The organism is Oceanobacillus sp. GQ8, from assembly GCF_059758495.1.
This window is the reverse complement of the sequence record NZ_JCAXEV010000003.1, coordinates 240,119-254,789: the sequence shown is the minus strand read 5'-3', so window position 1 is coordinate 254,789 and position 14,671 is coordinate 240,119. Positions and strand designations below refer to the sequence as shown.

Genomic DNA, 14,671 nt, shown 5'->3' with positions numbered 1-14,671 from the left:
TTAAAATAAACTTGGAGGTATTAGCGATGCTTTTCAAAGAACAATACGAGGAAATCAAGGAGATAGCAGAGGATATCTATTATCATCCTGAACTAGGCTATAAAGAAACACGGACAAAAGAAAAAGTAATGAATTATCTAAAAAAGGTAAATCCGAATGTTGACTTTGAAGAGTTCAGTACCACAGGGTTTAAGACAACCATTGGGAACCCAAACGGGGACACGCATATCGCTTTCATTGCAGAGCTTGATGCTGTGTATGCGCCGAGTCATATGTATGCTGATAAGAATTCGGGTGCAGCACATAATTGTGGCCACTATACGCAGGTCGCTATTGCCCTTGCACTATACAGCCATCTTTATAAATCTGGAGCAACATTAACAAATAAAATTAGTTTTATCTTTGTTCCGGCTGAAGAATACCTTGATCTCGATTACCGAGACGGTCTAATTAAAGAAGGAACGATTTCCCATTATGGTGGAAAACCAGAAGCAATGAAGCTAGGTATCTTTGATGATATCGACCTTGGTATCTGCGTTCACGCAATTGGCGGGGAATTTGAAAAACGGACGGTTGAAATAAATTGCGACCTGGCGGGATTCCTTTATAAAAAATATACATTTGAAGGAAAAGCAACACACGCCGGATTTGATCCCTTCTCCGCGAAAAATGCTTATAGCATGTCGACATTATTTAATACAGCGGTATCGCTTGGTCGTCAGCAATTAGACGAAGCCGAACATGTACGGATTAATCCAATTGTTATGCAATCCGATATGTCTACAAATGTTGTTCCTAACCAGATCACAGTAGGTACAGATCTGAGGACCAAGACAGTCGATTATTTGAAAAAGACCGCATTAAAGCTTGATGACGCTGCAAACGGAAGTGCACTGGCACTTCAAGGCAAGGTGAATACACATACCCAAATGGGCTACCTTCCATTTGTGCAGGATAGATATTTATCTACTTTTGTAAAAGAAGCGTTTGATGAGACCAACGAGATAGAAGAATTATTAAATAACAACTTCATTAGTGCCGCAGGAGATATCGGAGACCTTTCCTATATGATGCCATGTATTCAAATTGGCTATAGCGGCTTCACTGGTACCATCCATGGTGACGACTTTATTGATGTCGATCCACAATACATTTATGAAACGTTCCCACGGTTCCTTGCCAATTTATTAGAAAAAATGGACGGTAATATAGACAAAGACAAGCTTTACCGAAAATCTTATGCAGAGTATAAAGAGCTTATTGCTGGGATTGTAGAGTAAAAAAATTTCCGCTTAGGCTTGTAGCGGAGATTGTACTCTGTTGGATTTCGAGCAAGTTACCGACCAACTTTGTAAGATTATCAACCAACTTTATGTGACTAATCTATCTAAAAAAGAACTTTCCAGAATCGAGGGGTATACGTTGTTTAAAAACTTTTCTTATTTCCTTATTTTCATCCTGGCTGTCATTACCATTTCAGAGATGATAGGATTCCAAAACATTCCAATTGGCCCTTTTAACATTGGGTTATTGCCATTAGTTTTTGCCATTATTATTACGATGGTTCTTGGCCTACAAATTTTCCGGAAAGGGTTCTGGAAGAAGGTATACAGTGATCGAAACATTAGTTTTGCGGGGAAATATCTTATCTTTATCATGCTGCCACTGATGGCTAGATACGGGGCAGATGTCGCTCCACAAATTAGAGAAATACTTCAGGTTGGCTGGGTATTTATCATTCAAGAAATTGGTAACCTAGGAACTGTTCTGATTGGTCTTCCAATTGCACTGCTACTCGGATTAAGGAGAGAAGCAATTGGTGCCACATTGGGTATTGGACGTGAAGGGGAACTTGCTTATATCTCGGAAAAATATACATTGGAATCAAAGGAAGGCCGTGGCGTGCTTTCTATTTATATTATAGGAACATTGTTTGGAGCTATTTTCTTTAGCGTGTTTGCACCCATAATGCTTGATCTTGGCCTTCGCGTCGAAGCATTGGCAATGGCTTCAGGGGTTGGTTCAGGTAGTATGATGAGCGCTGCTTCTGCAACATTGGTCGCACGTATACCAGAAATGGAAAGCACAATCCTAGCATATGCTTCAGCTAGTCAGCTACTTACCAGCTTTCTTGGAACATTTACGATGGTATTTCTAGCCGCTCCCCTACAGCGATTTATGTATAAAACTTTCACTAGAGGTGACAAATAATGAGCCCAACTTTACGTAAATATACTAAATACGGACTTATCCTTCTATTGAGTGTTGCCCTTATATTATTCACTCAGGAAATAAAACTTTTAAAAAATCCGGAATCTACCCCTGTAACAGGAATGACAATTGCCGGACTTGCAGTATTGTGGCTCTTTTCCATGATAGGAATAGTCATCTCAAATCTTTTGCAAAAATCGCCAGTCAAGTTTATTCGTGATTTTCCTATTCTCGGCTGGGTATCTATCACATCGCTTATTCTATGTTTAATCTCAGATTTCTTTGTACAAGCTATCCAAGCTGTTGACTTTCTTTCCATTACAACACCTATCCTTACCTTTGCAGGAATCTCTGTTGCTAATCGATTAGTTGACCTTCGTAATACATCATGGAAGGTTGCGATTGTTGCCGTATTTGTTTTTACGGGAACATACGCAGGGAGCGCACTGCTTGCACAGCTCGGTCTTCTCCTATCAGGAAATTAAGTCATGAAAAAATCCGCGCCACTTAGGTGCGGATTTTTCTTTATACTCTTACGCCGGCCTCGTCTTCATTTTTACGGATAAAGCACATAATTCCAGCAATCAAATATAAGATTGACTGAAACGCTATTCCGGTGAATAAGAGCCAGCTACTAATGGCTGCGGAAGCGATAAATAATCCGCCGGCGAGCTTGGCGTTACGCTTCACCTTCATTACAGCAATAAGTCCTAAAATAAAACTAACAACACAGCTTAGCACTGGAAGCCAAAATAAATTATTTACGATATAAAGTATGTTAGAGACAAAACCCCATTCCACACTATTAATGGAATCTCCGAACCAGCCAATACCTAGATTGACTAACACTATAAGAATAGCGCCTAGTATAGCGAACAGAAAATCCATAACAACACCAACAGAACCTAATATTCTTTCAATCATACGATTCGTCATCTATACTCCTCCTTCCATAAATTTAATCTATCTAACGTATCCTACGGAAAACTTCCTTCGTTGGTTTCAAATTCCCAACTTTTGTGATGATTAAACTGAGTATTCCCTAATACAATGGATAATAATTCTTTTGTAGGTTTTAAAATAAAGATTAAATATATACAATAACAGAACTTTATTTAGAATTATTTTTTGAAAATTATAGTATTATAAACTAATATAAGGTAGAGTTATTTAGCTATCGTGGCAAGTTTGTTCAGATAGCTACTAATGAAGGGGTGAATGTATTGGAAGGTTTACTAAGTGGATTACCCGATATGTTAATATTCATTATTTTATATGGACCTCTTGCAATGGGCATTTTTATCATGGTTAAATTAACAAAATGGTTCGTCATAAAAAAAGAAATTAACAATCGTATGCTCCTTATCGCTTTGGTAATAAATGTACTTAATTTTTATCTCATCTATGATTTGATGACGCCATCCCCAGAGGTCAGTTCTGGAAATGGCAACCCGTTTATACCAAATATCCTTATCTCCTTCCTACTATTTATCTCTTTCTGTGTAGTTTTTTCGATAAATATTATTGAAATTCTCTCAAAGAAAAAAGCTTGGATTAGTATACTAGTCATTGCAATTACGATAGCAATTACTTGGTTTTCAGTTGTTTCCCAAATGAATTTTGTCTTAACGATAAAAGATGCGCTTTACTATCCAATTGGTAATTGGTTAAATTGGTGGAAAAGCATCCATCTAAACTATCTCTACTTCAATTCTTATACCTTTCTACTTGGAGTCTGTATTTCTGGTTTGGTCGCAGGTATTCTCGCTTTATTTAAAAGAAAATTAGTATAAACCACTCTTTTGTTTAACTGCATTAAAACAAAACGCCCGGATTTAATATCCAGGCGCCGCCTTTGCTTACTATTACGGTGCTAACATACTGTCTCGTTTAGTATGTTAGCACCTATTTTTGTATTTTCTACTCAGTGTTATCTTCTATAAGTACCTCATTAGGAGTATGAATAATTGCTTTGTTCTCCTATCTTCCCTCACATAGCTATTCCACCCTAAAAATCCTCGTCGTCCTCTGCTCGTTTCCTTTTTTATCTGCACCTAGGAAGGTGACAACATGAAATTTCTCTTTCAATGGTTCTTTAGGTGTAAAAGATATGGTAGCTAATTTCTTATCATACGTTGCCGGGTTTGGAATGCCGTCCACGATAACTTTTAAGCTTTCCGGATCAAGCTCTATTCCTTCCTCCACCTTCAGTTCTGCGGTTAGGGTAGGTGTACGCTCATTAAGGTTTTCTCCCATTTCTACTGCAGGAATGATAGATAGTCCCTGGGCACCAATGATTCGGTCTGCCGCTCCCTGGATCTCATTTAACACTCTCAATGTGTTCAGACCCATGATTTTGCTGACCTCTTCCTCTGAGTATCCTCGTTCGGCCAGTGCTTCTTTTATTTTTCCAATTTCACTGGAGTCCTTTATATCACTCGGCAGCTCAGCTCCATCAAAATCAGAGCCGATCGCCACATGATCTACTCCCATTATCTTAACAGCATGATCAATGTGATCTATCACATCAGAAATCGTGGCTGCACCCGAATCTGTAAGAAATTCTGGGTAAAAGACAATTCCGATGACACCGCCATTTTCTTTTAATGCGACGAGTTGCTCATCTGTCAGGTTACGCTGATGATCTTTTAATGCCTTAACACCAGAGTGGGTGGCAATAACTGGTGCCTTCGTTGTTTCCATAACGTCCCAAAACGTGCTCTCAGCCATATGGGAAACATCCACTGCCATCCCTAGCTTATTCATTTCGTTTACTACCTTCGCTCCAAGTTCTGTAAGACCGCCTGATGAGGCCGTTTTCGCCTGGTCGTCATAAATTTGATCGGCACCTTCCCCAAGGGCATTCGAATAATTCCACGTAAAGCCCATTACTGTGATCCCAAGATCGTGATATTGGCGAGTCAGCTCTAATGCATTTTCCTTATTCAAGGAATAAGCCCCTTCAATTGTTGGGACAGCTGCAATTTTCCCACGATTTGTAGTAGCAAGGATATCAGGTGCTTGTGAAACGATTTGTAGCTGCTCGGCATTATTTTTTTCTGTCCAATATAAAGAGGAAATTTGCGCAAGTGTGTGGCTTATGCTCCGCGCATCATTTCCATAAAAGCCTGGTGTATATGCAGCTAAAAAGGGGACGTTTAATCCTCCTTTTTGCAACTTGGGGATATCAACTTCAAAATCTGTATTTTCCCCGAGATCTGTTGTCGGCAACAAAGTCTCAGAGTCTATTGATTTATACAGGGCATCCTGATGCCCATCCACAATAATTTCTGCAGTATTTGATCCCATCATCCCTATTCCCCCTTTCATATTGCTAAGCAATGTTGTTGAATTAGGAAGCACGAGGACGATAGACAGGATGATATAGAATAATTTCATATTCAACGTGATGCTTCCCCCCTTTTTATATTATTTTATTGTTTTGCTATGCAGGATGGTTAGAGGTGCGCCACTTTGGGTGGGCCTTGCGTCTCTTTCTGATTTGGCCGTGCCACATTTGGGCAGAGCTGCGTCTCTTTTAAATTGTAGCGCGCCACTTTTGAGCAGAGCTGCGTCACTATTTGCTATTCACGATTCACTTTGCATCGCTTTGGATTCACTTTTTGCTGCTCTCGATTCACTTTGCATCGCTTTGGTTTCACTTTTCACTGTTCACGATTCACTCTGCATCGCTTAGGATTCACTTTTCACTGTTCACGATTCACTTTAACAAGATATCGTTTCTCTCCCCACACATCATCTCAACAAAGACTCTGCTCCGTCAATGAATAGTTCGGTTCCTGTAATATGGCTGGATTGGTCTGATAGAAGGAAGTGAACGAGATTTGCCACTTGCTCAGGCTTTCCTGCACCATGTTCGAGTGGCTGGCCGCCTTCTGGAAATTCAATTGGGATTTCGATCTTTTTAAGGTTATCCTTTTCTGGAAATGTGTTTTTCCCGATATTTGTTTCAATTGCTCCAGGGCAGATGATGTTCACTCTAATCCCATATTCCGCAAGCTCTAGCGCAGCCATTTTTCCGAAAGCCATCTGTCCAGCCTTGGATGAGCTGTATGCACTCATGCCAAAACCTGTGAAGGTACGATTCCCATTGATGGAGCTTGTGATCACAATGCTGCCGCCATTATTTTTCATATGTGGTATAGCGTATTTCACTGATAGGAATGTGCTACGGAGATTTGTTTCCAATGTCTTATCCCATTCCTCTGGGTCTAAATCTTCAATGGGGGCGACTGTGCCGTTGATCCCAGCATTGGCAAACACTGCATCTAAACGTCCCCATTTACTGGAAACCTTTTGAAAGCTTGCTTCCATCTGTTCTGGTTTGGAAACATCTGTCTCACAGACAATCGCTTCCCCGCCTTCTTTTTCAATTTCCTGTTGTACTTTTGTAGCGTTTTCTTCTTTGAGATCAAATAACGCCACTTTTGCTCCAGCTCGAGCCAATTGTAAAGCAGAAGCCCGGCCAATTCCAGAACCTGCACCTGTAATGATTGCAACTTTATTTTCCATTTTGGTATACCACCTTTTTTATAGGGAGTATACCCTTTTGCAGAAGATGTATGTATTTAGCTATTGCTATCTTCCTTTAACCATTTATCTAGTATGGAATTAAAAAGAGATGGATTTGCTAACGGAGCACCATGCCCTGTTTTCGCTAAAATGATACCCTGTCCGTTTTGACTGTTTGTTAAAATGTCCTCTGCTGATTTCCTCATGACACCTCTTTCCTTCTCACCTACTGTGACAAGAATTTTCGTTTTCGCATTCTTAAACCCTAATGGCATTGAAAACATCATATTTTCCTGCAAAATTCTTGTCAGTGTCTCTGCCGCCATCTTGTTGCTTTCCTGAAAATAGGTTTCAAATAACTCCTTTGGAATGGCGAGTGTTTTGGACTGGGCCAAAGCAAAGGAACGCCGCTTGGTCAGAGGATGCGTCATTCTTACAGCGGGGCCTATGAAAGCTTCTAATCGTGGCATTGATCTAACTAGCGCACTATTAATCATGGCATAGTCAATGATATCTGGTCGCATACTGAGCATTTGTACGATGATTTGGGCACCAAGGGAAAAGCCAACCACGATCACTTTCTTTCCAGCAGCCTTCTCTTCTACTAAATCAAGCATAAGCTCTGCACTTTTTCTTATCGTGAAGGAAGTGGTCTCACTACTTTTTCCCTGCTCTGGTAAATCTGGTACAACACAATGGTAACCTGTAAAATAATCTAGCTGATTATTCCACATCCAACCACCTACTCCACCGCCGTGGACAAAAAGCATAAGAGGACCGGCTTTATTACCTGTCTCTTCTATGTAGCATTCCATCCCATTGCCTCCTTTTCTGGAACATTCTCTACCTAACGTACGAATAACACACGAAAAAGGTTCCCATAGCAGGAAAGCCCCAATGCTACATTAGCATTGGGGCTTTTTATTAATCCGTACTTAACTTCGCATACATGGCAAGGTCGACGAATCTCCCCTTTGCTTTCTCAGCATCACGCAAAGTCCCCTCAAACGTAAACTCGAGATTTTGTAACAAACGAATCGAATTCTTATTTTCAGGCTCCACCTTCGCCTCGATACGGTGAAGGTTTAATTCTTCAAATGCATAATTCATAAGTTCACGAATAGCTTCCGAGGCGTAGCCTTTGCCCCAATGTTCCTTTGCCAACTCATAGCCCAGCTCTGTTTTTCCGTTTGCAAAGTCGATTGTGTTATAACCACAACTTCCAATAATTTGCCCACTATCCTTCGTGCGGATCGTATACCGGAGAGCTTTGTTTTCATGCGCTAACTCGGCTAAAAAGTTAATCATTTCCTTCGCTTGATCTTCACCTGTAAATGCAGGAATATTCATGAATCTGGTAACAGATGGATCTGACCAAACTGCAAACAGCCCGGCTGAATCCTTTTCTTGCATCTTTCTTAACGTTAATCGTTTTGTTATTAGTTCGTTAATCAATTTTCTTCCTCCGTTTTTAATAGAATATGAGAGTAGAATATTGATATCTGCGCATTGTTCAGTCCCTTCTTTTTTCTCTATTACCATTATATCCTTTTTCATTGTAAAATCGAACTCATTTTACTATCTCAGCAGACCAACTATATTAGTTGTTAGTCCATACTTCCAGTTCGTAGTCACTAAATTAAAAAGCCTGGACATGCAAACTGCCCAGGCTAACTCTCCCTTTAGATAGGCACTTCTTTCTAGTATAAGATCTAGTATATTCACACTTCTCTTTTTTCTACAACAGATTGATAGAATTTCGCACTGTCCTTCAACGTTCGCTTTTGTGTTTCAAAGTCTACGTATACGATACCGAATCGTTTTTCGTAACCAAACGCCCACTCGAAATTATCAAATAAGGACCAAACATAGTACCCGGAAATATTCATTCCCTCCTCATTTAATTCCGCAATAGCTTGTAGATGTTGTTTTATATAATCCGTTCTTTCGGGATCATGGACGGCACCATCTTTTGTGAGTTCATCCGGATAGGAAGCACCATTCTCTGTAATGATAATTGGCAGATTGGTATATTCCTTTCTCAGACGACGAATGAGCTCCTGAAACTCCTTCGGCGACACGTCCCAGCCCATTCCCGTTTTAGCATAATCGGAATGTCCACCCCGGTACATGAAATCTCCTGCACTCGTGAACTCTACCAGCTGGCGACTGTAATAATTAATGCCAAAGAAATCACATGCTACCGAAATTTCTGCAAAATCCCCTTCATGAATAAATGAAAAATCATGTACATACTTGGAAAATAAATTGACCATATCTGCTGGGTAGCTCCCTTTAAAAATAGGATCTAAATACCAGCGATTCGAATAACCATCTGCATTATTTGCGGCAATCTTATCATTAAAGGATTGGCTAACTGGGTAAATCGGGCTCAGATTTAAAGTAATGCCAATTGGCGTCTTAGACTTCAAGGTTTCTTTCAGTAATTTCACTGCTTGCCCATGGGACACTAAAATATGATGTGCCGCCTTCAATGCCTCTTCTACATTCGTATGGCCAGGTGCGTGAACTCCTTGATGATAACCGAGAAATGCTGCACACCACGGTTCATTATGGGTAATCCAGCTGTCCACTTCTCCATCTAATTCTTCAAACACCTTTTTCGCATACGCGTAAAACCATTCGAGGGATTGTCTGTTCACCCAGCCTCCCTTGTCTTCAGCCCATTGAGGGAGATCCCAATGATAAAGCGTCACAACGGGCTTGATTCCCTGTTCCTTTAATTCGCTAATTAAATTTTTATAAAATTGCATACCAGCCTCATTGTACTCTCCCTCGTTTGGGAAAATACGCGGCCAGGCAATGGAGAAACGATAGCTTTCCACACCTAACTGCTTTATGAGCTGTACATCCTCTTTATATAAATGATAGTGGTCACAGGCTACTTCACCAGTATCCCCTTGGTAAACCTTCCCGGGTGTAGCAGCGAACGTATCCCAGATCGACGGTGATCGTCCATCCTTATTCACTGCTCCTTCCACCTGGTAGGAAGAAGTTGCCGTACCAAACACAAATGCAGGGTCGAATTTTTTCAATCTAACCATCCTCCTATATCTTCGTAAAACTCGCAAGCTAGCGAATGTGTACGTTTTTCTTATCACTGGACTTCAATATCTTATCTATCGTCGCCTTTTATAGCGGAACAGGAGTCCTTACCTGTACGTTATCCTTTAATCGCACCAGCTGAAATACTGCTGATGATATAGCGGGATAAAAATAGAAATGCAATCATGATCGGTACAACGGAAATCGCGATGCCAAGATACATGGCTCCCAGATTCATCGCAACAGGTGAGCCGCGGAGTGCGCCCATCATGACAGGTAACGTAAATAGTTCAGGCGACCTCAAAATAACTAACGGTGTAATGTAGTTGTTCCATGATCCAATAAAGGTAAAGATCCCCATCGTAGCAATTGCAGGCATTAACAATGGCAGCACGATTCGGTGGAACATATGAAGCTCTGTTGCGCCGTCTATTCTTCCTGCCTCCAATATGGAGGTATGCATTGTAGTAATTAAATATTGCCGGAAGAAAAAGACAGTAAATGGTGCCGCGATGGCTGGGATAATTAATGGCCAATAAGAATCAAGCATGCCTAATGCTTCACTTAAATCATAAAGACCAAGCAAGCCTAGCTGGCCAGGCACCATCATCATAACCAAAAACGAAACGAAGATAATATTCTTCCACTTAAACTCATAGACAACGAGAGCAAAGGCAGTCAACGCAGAGAAGTAGGCGTTCAACACTGTGACAGAAACAGCTACAATTAAACTGTTTGTAAACCCACGCCAGACGTCCATATAACTAATAAGGGTTTGATAGTTATCGAGAATGGCGCTCCCTGGAATTAAGGTAAATCCTTGTAAGATTTCAGAATTGGACCTTGTCGCATTTACGATCATCATATAAAAAGGAACAAAACAAATGATCACAAGCACAGTTAACGCAATATAGATAAATGCTTTTAGAAGCGTAATTTTTTTCATCGCTTTCCCTCCCCCTTTACTTAACTTCCTTCCGATACATTGTGCGGAAGGTGACGGCCGAGAAGATCACGGTAATAATAAACAACCCGTATGCCAAGGTCGCGCCATATCCGAAGTTATTATACTTAAATGCTTGGTTATACAAATACAACACCATCGTATTTAGAGAGCCCTGAGGTGCACCGCGCGTATCGGTCAAAAGCATAGGTAAATCAAACAGCTGCAAACCACCAATAATCGAGGTAATTAGCACATACAGCAAAATAGGTTTTAGTTGGGGTAAGGTAATATTTGTAAAGGACTGCCACCAGCTTGCCCCATCAATATATGCAGCCTCATAATAATCCCGGGAAATACCAGAGATACCGGCCAAAAGAATAATGAAAGAGTTCCCAAACCACATCCAAGCCCCGATTAAAGCGACGGCAGATTGGGCATAGACAGGGGAATTCAACCAATTAATAGGAGAGTCGATAATTCCGAGACTAAGCAGCATTTGGTTTAATGCCCCATGGTTCCAATCAAGTAATATATTAAACAGCAAAGCAACCGATGCTATCGTTATAATATTAGGTAGATAGAATAGTGCTCTAAATAGCCCAACACCCTTGAGCTTCAGTCGAATATCTGAAAACAACAAGGCCAAGCCAAGCGCAATCATCATCTGTACTACAAAGTTAAATCCCCATATTTTTAGTGTGTTTCCAAATGCCTCAAAAAAATAACTATCGGTTACAAGTCTTATGTAATTCCCAAACCCAACAAACTCTGCATTTGCGATACCACCCATGCCACTGTAGTTGGTTAAACTATAATAAAAAGTAAGCAGTATCGGATAGATATTAAACACCAGAAACACGATTACAAACGGGGCGATAAATAAATAGGCGCGACGATTTGTCTTTTCCATGCTCTTCCCCCTAACCTAAAAAATTTAGAAAAACGCGCATTCGCTCGTTCTATAGCAAATGTGTACGTTTTTCTTATACTTGTAACTTCCAAATTTCCTAACGTGTTAAAAAGTGGGGAACACAGCCAGTTGGTAGTGCTCCCTCATCTTTTTTACCCCGGTGCAACCGTCCGCAAGACTCCCACTTCAAAACATGAGGTGAAACCGTGATGTTTAAGTGGGAGTAAACGGACGTTAACACCCCGATTCGTTCAACTAACAATCAGTGGGGGAAGAATGAAAACCCTCACTGATTGAAGTTTCACTTTATCAGTATGACCTTTCGTCTATTCAGGAATGATGATGTCTGGGAAGGCATTTTTCACTTGATTATAAAACTCCTCTAATGCCTCTTCCTTTGTGACCGTTCCTTCCACATAGTTGCCTACCTCTGTACCAAATAAGTCGCCGATCTGCTGGTCATACTTCGTGATCGTGCTTGCATCAATTTTGTTTGCTTCTTCCAGGAAGAATTCATAGTGGTTCTGCCCGCCTAAATACTCCTCCTCATACCCTTCACTAATTTTACTTGTGACAGGAATATAGGAAAGGACATCCCCTGTAGTCTCTGTAACCCATTCAGTTAGGAACTCTTCATCATGTACGAGCATTTGGATAAACTCCCAAGCCAGATCCTTGTTCTCTGAATCCTTATACATGCCAATCCACGTACCACCTTGGAAATATGGAGTAGGCCCATTTGTAACTGCCCAATCTCCAGCAGTTTCTTGTGCTTCAACTTTAAGTACAGAATTCAGTGCCCATGTAGGAAGCGAGACAGCAAAGACTTCTGTCTTGTCTTCTGCTTCTGCACTATCATCCAACTCATCCCAGCCGACATTATAACTAATTGGGCCAACGAAGGATTCATACCAGGCTGGAGACCAAGCAGGAGCAAGAGCAGTATACTGCTTATCACGTAGTTCTTTTGCATAATCAAAGTAAGACAAACGCGCTTCTGTCATCACAAGCTCATTGGCTTCATTTACCCACGGCTGTGGATCTTGTCCATTCGTGTATGGTTGAATCGATCCTTCATCAGGGAAGAGGCGATAATTCTTTTCTTTCATCTTCTCCCCAACCTCCATCAACCCTTCCATGGTGGAGAACATTTCGCCTACTTCTGCAGGATCATCGGTTCCTAGCACTTCTTTTGCAATACTTCTACGATAGTAGATACCACCTGGCGTTGTTTGCCAAGAAACTGCTCTCACATTATCCTCTGGGTCTTTTCCTAAATCCCAGACATACTCCATGTAATCATCTTCCCAGCTATCTACGTTATAAGGATCTGCAGAAAGGTTTTCCCAATAATCCTGTTCCAGCCAATCTTTTAAATAGACGATCTCCCCAGTAAATACATCTGGAGCTCCCTTCCCACTTTCTAAAGCAGGACGTAGTGTCGTTGTGTAATTTTCGGTCGGGATAATCTGTAAATCTACTTTTACATCATGCAACTCTTCAAACTTATCAATTGGTCCTTGCAATTCATCTGTAAACGATGTAACAACTAAATCTGCTTTTTCCTCAGAACAAGCAGTAAGCACCAGAAAAACACTTGTTATAGCTAATAAGAACACCCATTTTTTCAACGTAATTCCCCCTCGATTACATTTAGAAAAACTAGCATTCGCATGTTTTAGCGAATGTGTAAGTTTTTCTTATACTTTGAACTTTAGAATAAAAAATATTGCACAACCATCTTTCCTCTACTTTTCTCTCTTTCGCCCCCTCTCCTTTTCAAACATAAAAATTTGGTAAAGCGCTTTACTATGAAAAAGCAAGCTAGAATTAAAGATATTTTTAATATACGGTATATGATTACGCTTACATTTAATGAATTATACAGTTTTTGGCTTATTTTCACTTATTTTTCGTTCCACTACTTTAGTAAAGCGCTTTACCTTTTAGCATTAATATTCCTAAATCCCTTACAATGCACTGCAGGAATTCCGTTTAATTAACTGGACAGGAACGATTTTATCCTGATTGTTTTTAGATAACCCATTAATCTTATCGAGTAATAGTACCGCAGATTGCTGGCCAATCAGTTGTTTATCCTGTCTTATTGTCGTTAATGGTGGGTCTACATGCTTGGAAAGTGGAATATCATCAAACCCAATTACCGAAATATCCTCGGGTACACGAAGTCCAGCTTCTTTGATTACTTTAATGGCCCCTAGTGCCATCTCATCACCTGCGACAAATACAGCAGTTGGTGGATCTTCCAAACCCAATAACCTGACCATTGCCTCACGACCACCCTCATAGGAATAATAGCCACCATCCACTATGTACTGTTCTGGTATGGTTAACCCCTTTTCGCGGGTGGCAAGTTTAAATCCCCTTGTGCGTTCAACAGCTGTGAACATGGTATCTCGTCCAGCAATATGGGCAATTTTTCGATGCCCTAATCCATACAGATAGTCTACTGCCAGCATTCCACCTTGTTTGTTATCACTGTATACTGCGCTTGATTTTTCAATCGGCATATCAATGAATACCGTTGGCAATTTGGAAGCGGAATATTCAATCGCTTCTTCCCCTAATGATTGGACCACTACTACCCCATCCACACCTCGGTGTTTCAAATGTTTATAGGTTCGCTTTTGTAAACCCATGTTACGAGAAACAAAGAGTAGATCATAATCATATAGCTCTACTTGTTTTTTAAAGCTCTCGATGACTTCACTAAAGAAAGGATGTGCCATGCCGACACCTAAATGCTCTGCGAACACCACCCCAATCATCCAGGATTTGTTTGTAGCCAACGTACGGGCAGAAGAATTTGGTGTATACCCCAGTTCTTCTACTGCTTGCAAAACCTTCCTCTTTGCTTTTTCACTTACATTTGGATAGTTGTTTAATACTTTGGATACCGTTGTAATCGAATACTCTGTTGCTTTTGCTATGTCATAAATTGTTGTCATGTTCTACTCCTAACGAAAGCGCTTTCCATCTTAATA

Annotated in this window: 14 protein-coding genes; 4 read left to right on the top strand and 10 right to left on the bottom strand. The window is 40.6% G+C overall.

Translation table 11 applies throughout. The annotated features are described in order from the left end of the window. Positions 1-26 precede the first annotated feature (26 nt). From AC6CHS_RS10145 to AC6CHS_RS10135, 3 genes are all read left to right on the top strand, one after another. On the top strand, positions 27-1,280 hold the full coding sequence (locus AC6CHS_RS10145) for a M20/M25/M40 family metallo-hydrolase (RefSeq protein WP_498235890.1): 1,254 nt from the start codon (positions 27-29) through the stop codon (positions 1,278-1,280). 202 nt (positions 1,281-1,482) lie between these two features. Beyond that, positions 1,483-2,211 (top strand): DUF3100 domain-containing protein, encoded by a 729-nt coding sequence (locus AC6CHS_RS10140; protein WP_082667735.1) that lies wholly within the window; start codon positions 1,483-1,485, stop codon positions 2,209-2,211. After that, complete coding sequence (locus AC6CHS_RS10135) at positions 2,211-2,696, top strand: hypothetical protein (protein ID WP_498235889.1); 486 nt, start codon at positions 2,211-2,213, stop codon at positions 2,694-2,696. Before AC6CHS_RS10140 ends, AC6CHS_RS10135 begins: the two co-directional genes overlap by 1 nt. A 40-nt stretch (positions 2,697-2,736) precedes the next feature. On the opposite strand, the gene AC6CHS_RS10130 is transcribed toward AC6CHS_RS10135, so the two are convergent. After that, positions 2,737-3,147 carry a DUF4064 domain-containing protein gene (locus tag AC6CHS_RS10130; RefSeq protein WP_498235888.1) on the bottom strand — a complete coding sequence of 137 codons (411 nt, stop codon included), beginning with the start codon at positions 3,145-3,147 and terminating at the stop codon, positions 2,737-2,739. A gap of 287 nt (positions 3,148-3,434) precedes the next feature. Here AC6CHS_RS10130 and AC6CHS_RS10125 point away from each other — a divergent pair, with 287 nt between their 5' ends. Next, positions 3,435-4,004 carry a hypothetical protein gene (locus tag AC6CHS_RS10125; protein ID WP_498235887.1) on the top strand — a complete coding sequence of 190 codons (570 nt, stop codon included), beginning with the start codon at positions 3,435-3,437 and terminating at the stop codon, positions 4,002-4,004. A gap of 205 nt (positions 4,005-4,209) precedes the next feature. Here AC6CHS_RS10125 and AC6CHS_RS10120 read toward each other — a convergent pair whose 3' ends face one another. From AC6CHS_RS10120 to AC6CHS_RS10080, 9 genes are all read right to left on the bottom strand, one after another. Continuing rightward, on the bottom strand, positions 4,210-5,610 hold the full coding sequence (locus AC6CHS_RS10120; protein WP_498235886.1) for a dipeptidase: 1,401 nt from the start codon (positions 5,608-5,610) through the stop codon (positions 4,210-4,212). Between the two features lie 357 nt (positions 5,611-5,967). Continuing rightward, a complete protein-coding gene (locus tag AC6CHS_RS10115; protein ID WP_498235885.1) occupies positions 5,968-6,744 on the bottom strand; it encodes an SDR family oxidoreductase in 777 nt (258 codons plus the stop codon). A gap of 56 nt (positions 6,745-6,800) precedes the next feature. Continuing rightward, complete coding sequence (locus tag AC6CHS_RS10110; RefSeq protein WP_498235884.1) at positions 6,801-7,559, bottom strand: alpha/beta fold hydrolase; 759 nt, start codon at positions 7,557-7,559, stop codon at positions 6,801-6,803. A gap of 109 nt (positions 7,560-7,668) precedes the next feature. Beyond that, positions 7,669-8,199 (bottom strand): GNAT family N-acetyltransferase, encoded by a 531-nt coding sequence (locus AC6CHS_RS10105; protein ID WP_161464060.1) that lies wholly within the window; start codon positions 8,197-8,199, stop codon positions 7,669-7,671. 266 nt (positions 8,200-8,465) lie between these two features. Beyond that, positions 8,466-9,800, bottom strand: a complete 1,335-nt coding sequence (locus tag AC6CHS_RS10100; protein WP_498235883.1) for a GH1 family beta-glucosidase — start codon at positions 9,798-9,800, stop codon at positions 8,466-8,468. Positions 9,801-9,928: 128 nt separating this feature from the next. After that, positions 9,929-10,756: a carbohydrate ABC transporter permease gene (locus AC6CHS_RS10095; RefSeq protein ID WP_036575708.1), complete on the bottom strand. Its 828-nt coding sequence runs from the start codon at positions 10,754-10,756 to the stop codon at positions 9,929-9,931. A gap of 16 nt (positions 10,757-10,772) precedes the next feature. Continuing rightward, positions 10,773-11,666: a carbohydrate ABC transporter permease gene (locus AC6CHS_RS10090; protein WP_036575711.1), complete on the bottom strand. Its 894-nt coding sequence runs from the start codon at positions 11,664-11,666 to the stop codon at positions 10,773-10,775. Positions 11,667-11,992: 326 nt separating this feature from the next. Beyond that, positions 11,993-13,297 (bottom strand): ABC transporter substrate-binding protein, encoded by a 1,305-nt coding sequence (locus AC6CHS_RS10085; protein WP_498235882.1) that lies wholly within the window; start codon positions 13,295-13,297, stop codon positions 11,993-11,995. A gap of 339 nt (positions 13,298-13,636) precedes the next feature. Next, positions 13,637-14,635, bottom strand: a complete 999-nt coding sequence (locus AC6CHS_RS10080) for a LacI family DNA-binding transcriptional regulator (RefSeq protein WP_498235881.1) — start codon at positions 14,633-14,635, stop codon at positions 13,637-13,639. Positions 14,636-14,671 lie beyond the last annotated feature (36 nt).

What these genes read in the sequence shown, in the direction of transcription:
- AC6CHS_RS10145 (WP_498235890.1), top strand. Translation starts at nt 27, where the DNA reads ATGCTTTTCAAAGAACAATACGAGGAAATCAAGGAGATAGCAGAGGAT.
- AC6CHS_RS10140 (WP_082667735.1), top strand. Translation starts at nt 1,483, where the DNA reads ATGATAGGATTCCAAAACATTCCAATTGGCCCTTTTAACATTGGGTTA.
- AC6CHS_RS10110 (WP_498235884.1), bottom strand. Translation starts at nt 7,559, where the DNA reads ATGGAATGCTACATAGAAGAGACAGGTAATAAAGCCGGTCCTCTTATG.
- AC6CHS_RS10090 (WP_036575711.1), bottom strand. Translation starts at nt 11,666, where the DNA reads ATGGAAAAGACAAATCGTCGCGCCTATTTATTTATCGCCCCGTTTGTA.
- AC6CHS_RS10135 (WP_498235889.1), top strand. Translation starts at nt 2,211, where the DNA reads ATGAGCCCAACTTTACGTAAATATACTAAATACGGACTTATCCTTCTA.
- AC6CHS_RS10095 (WP_036575708.1), bottom strand. Translation starts at nt 10,756, where the DNA reads ATGAAAAAAATTACGCTTCTAAAAGCATTTATCTATATTGCGTTAACT.
- AC6CHS_RS10120 (WP_498235886.1), bottom strand. Translation starts at nt 5,610, where the DNA reads ATGAAATTATTCTATATCATCCTGTCTATCGTCCTCGTGCTTCCTAAT.
- AC6CHS_RS10080 (WP_498235881.1), bottom strand. Translation starts at nt 14,635, where the DNA reads ATGACAACAATTTATGACATAGCAAAAGCAACAGAGTATTCGATTACA.
- AC6CHS_RS10130 (WP_498235888.1), bottom strand. Translation starts at nt 3,147, where the DNA reads ATGACGAATCGTATGATTGAAAGAATATTAGGTTCTGTTGGTGTTGTT.
- AC6CHS_RS10115 (WP_498235885.1), bottom strand. Translation starts at nt 6,744, where the DNA reads ATGGAAAATAAAGTTGCAATCATTACAGGTGCAGGTTCTGGAATTGGC.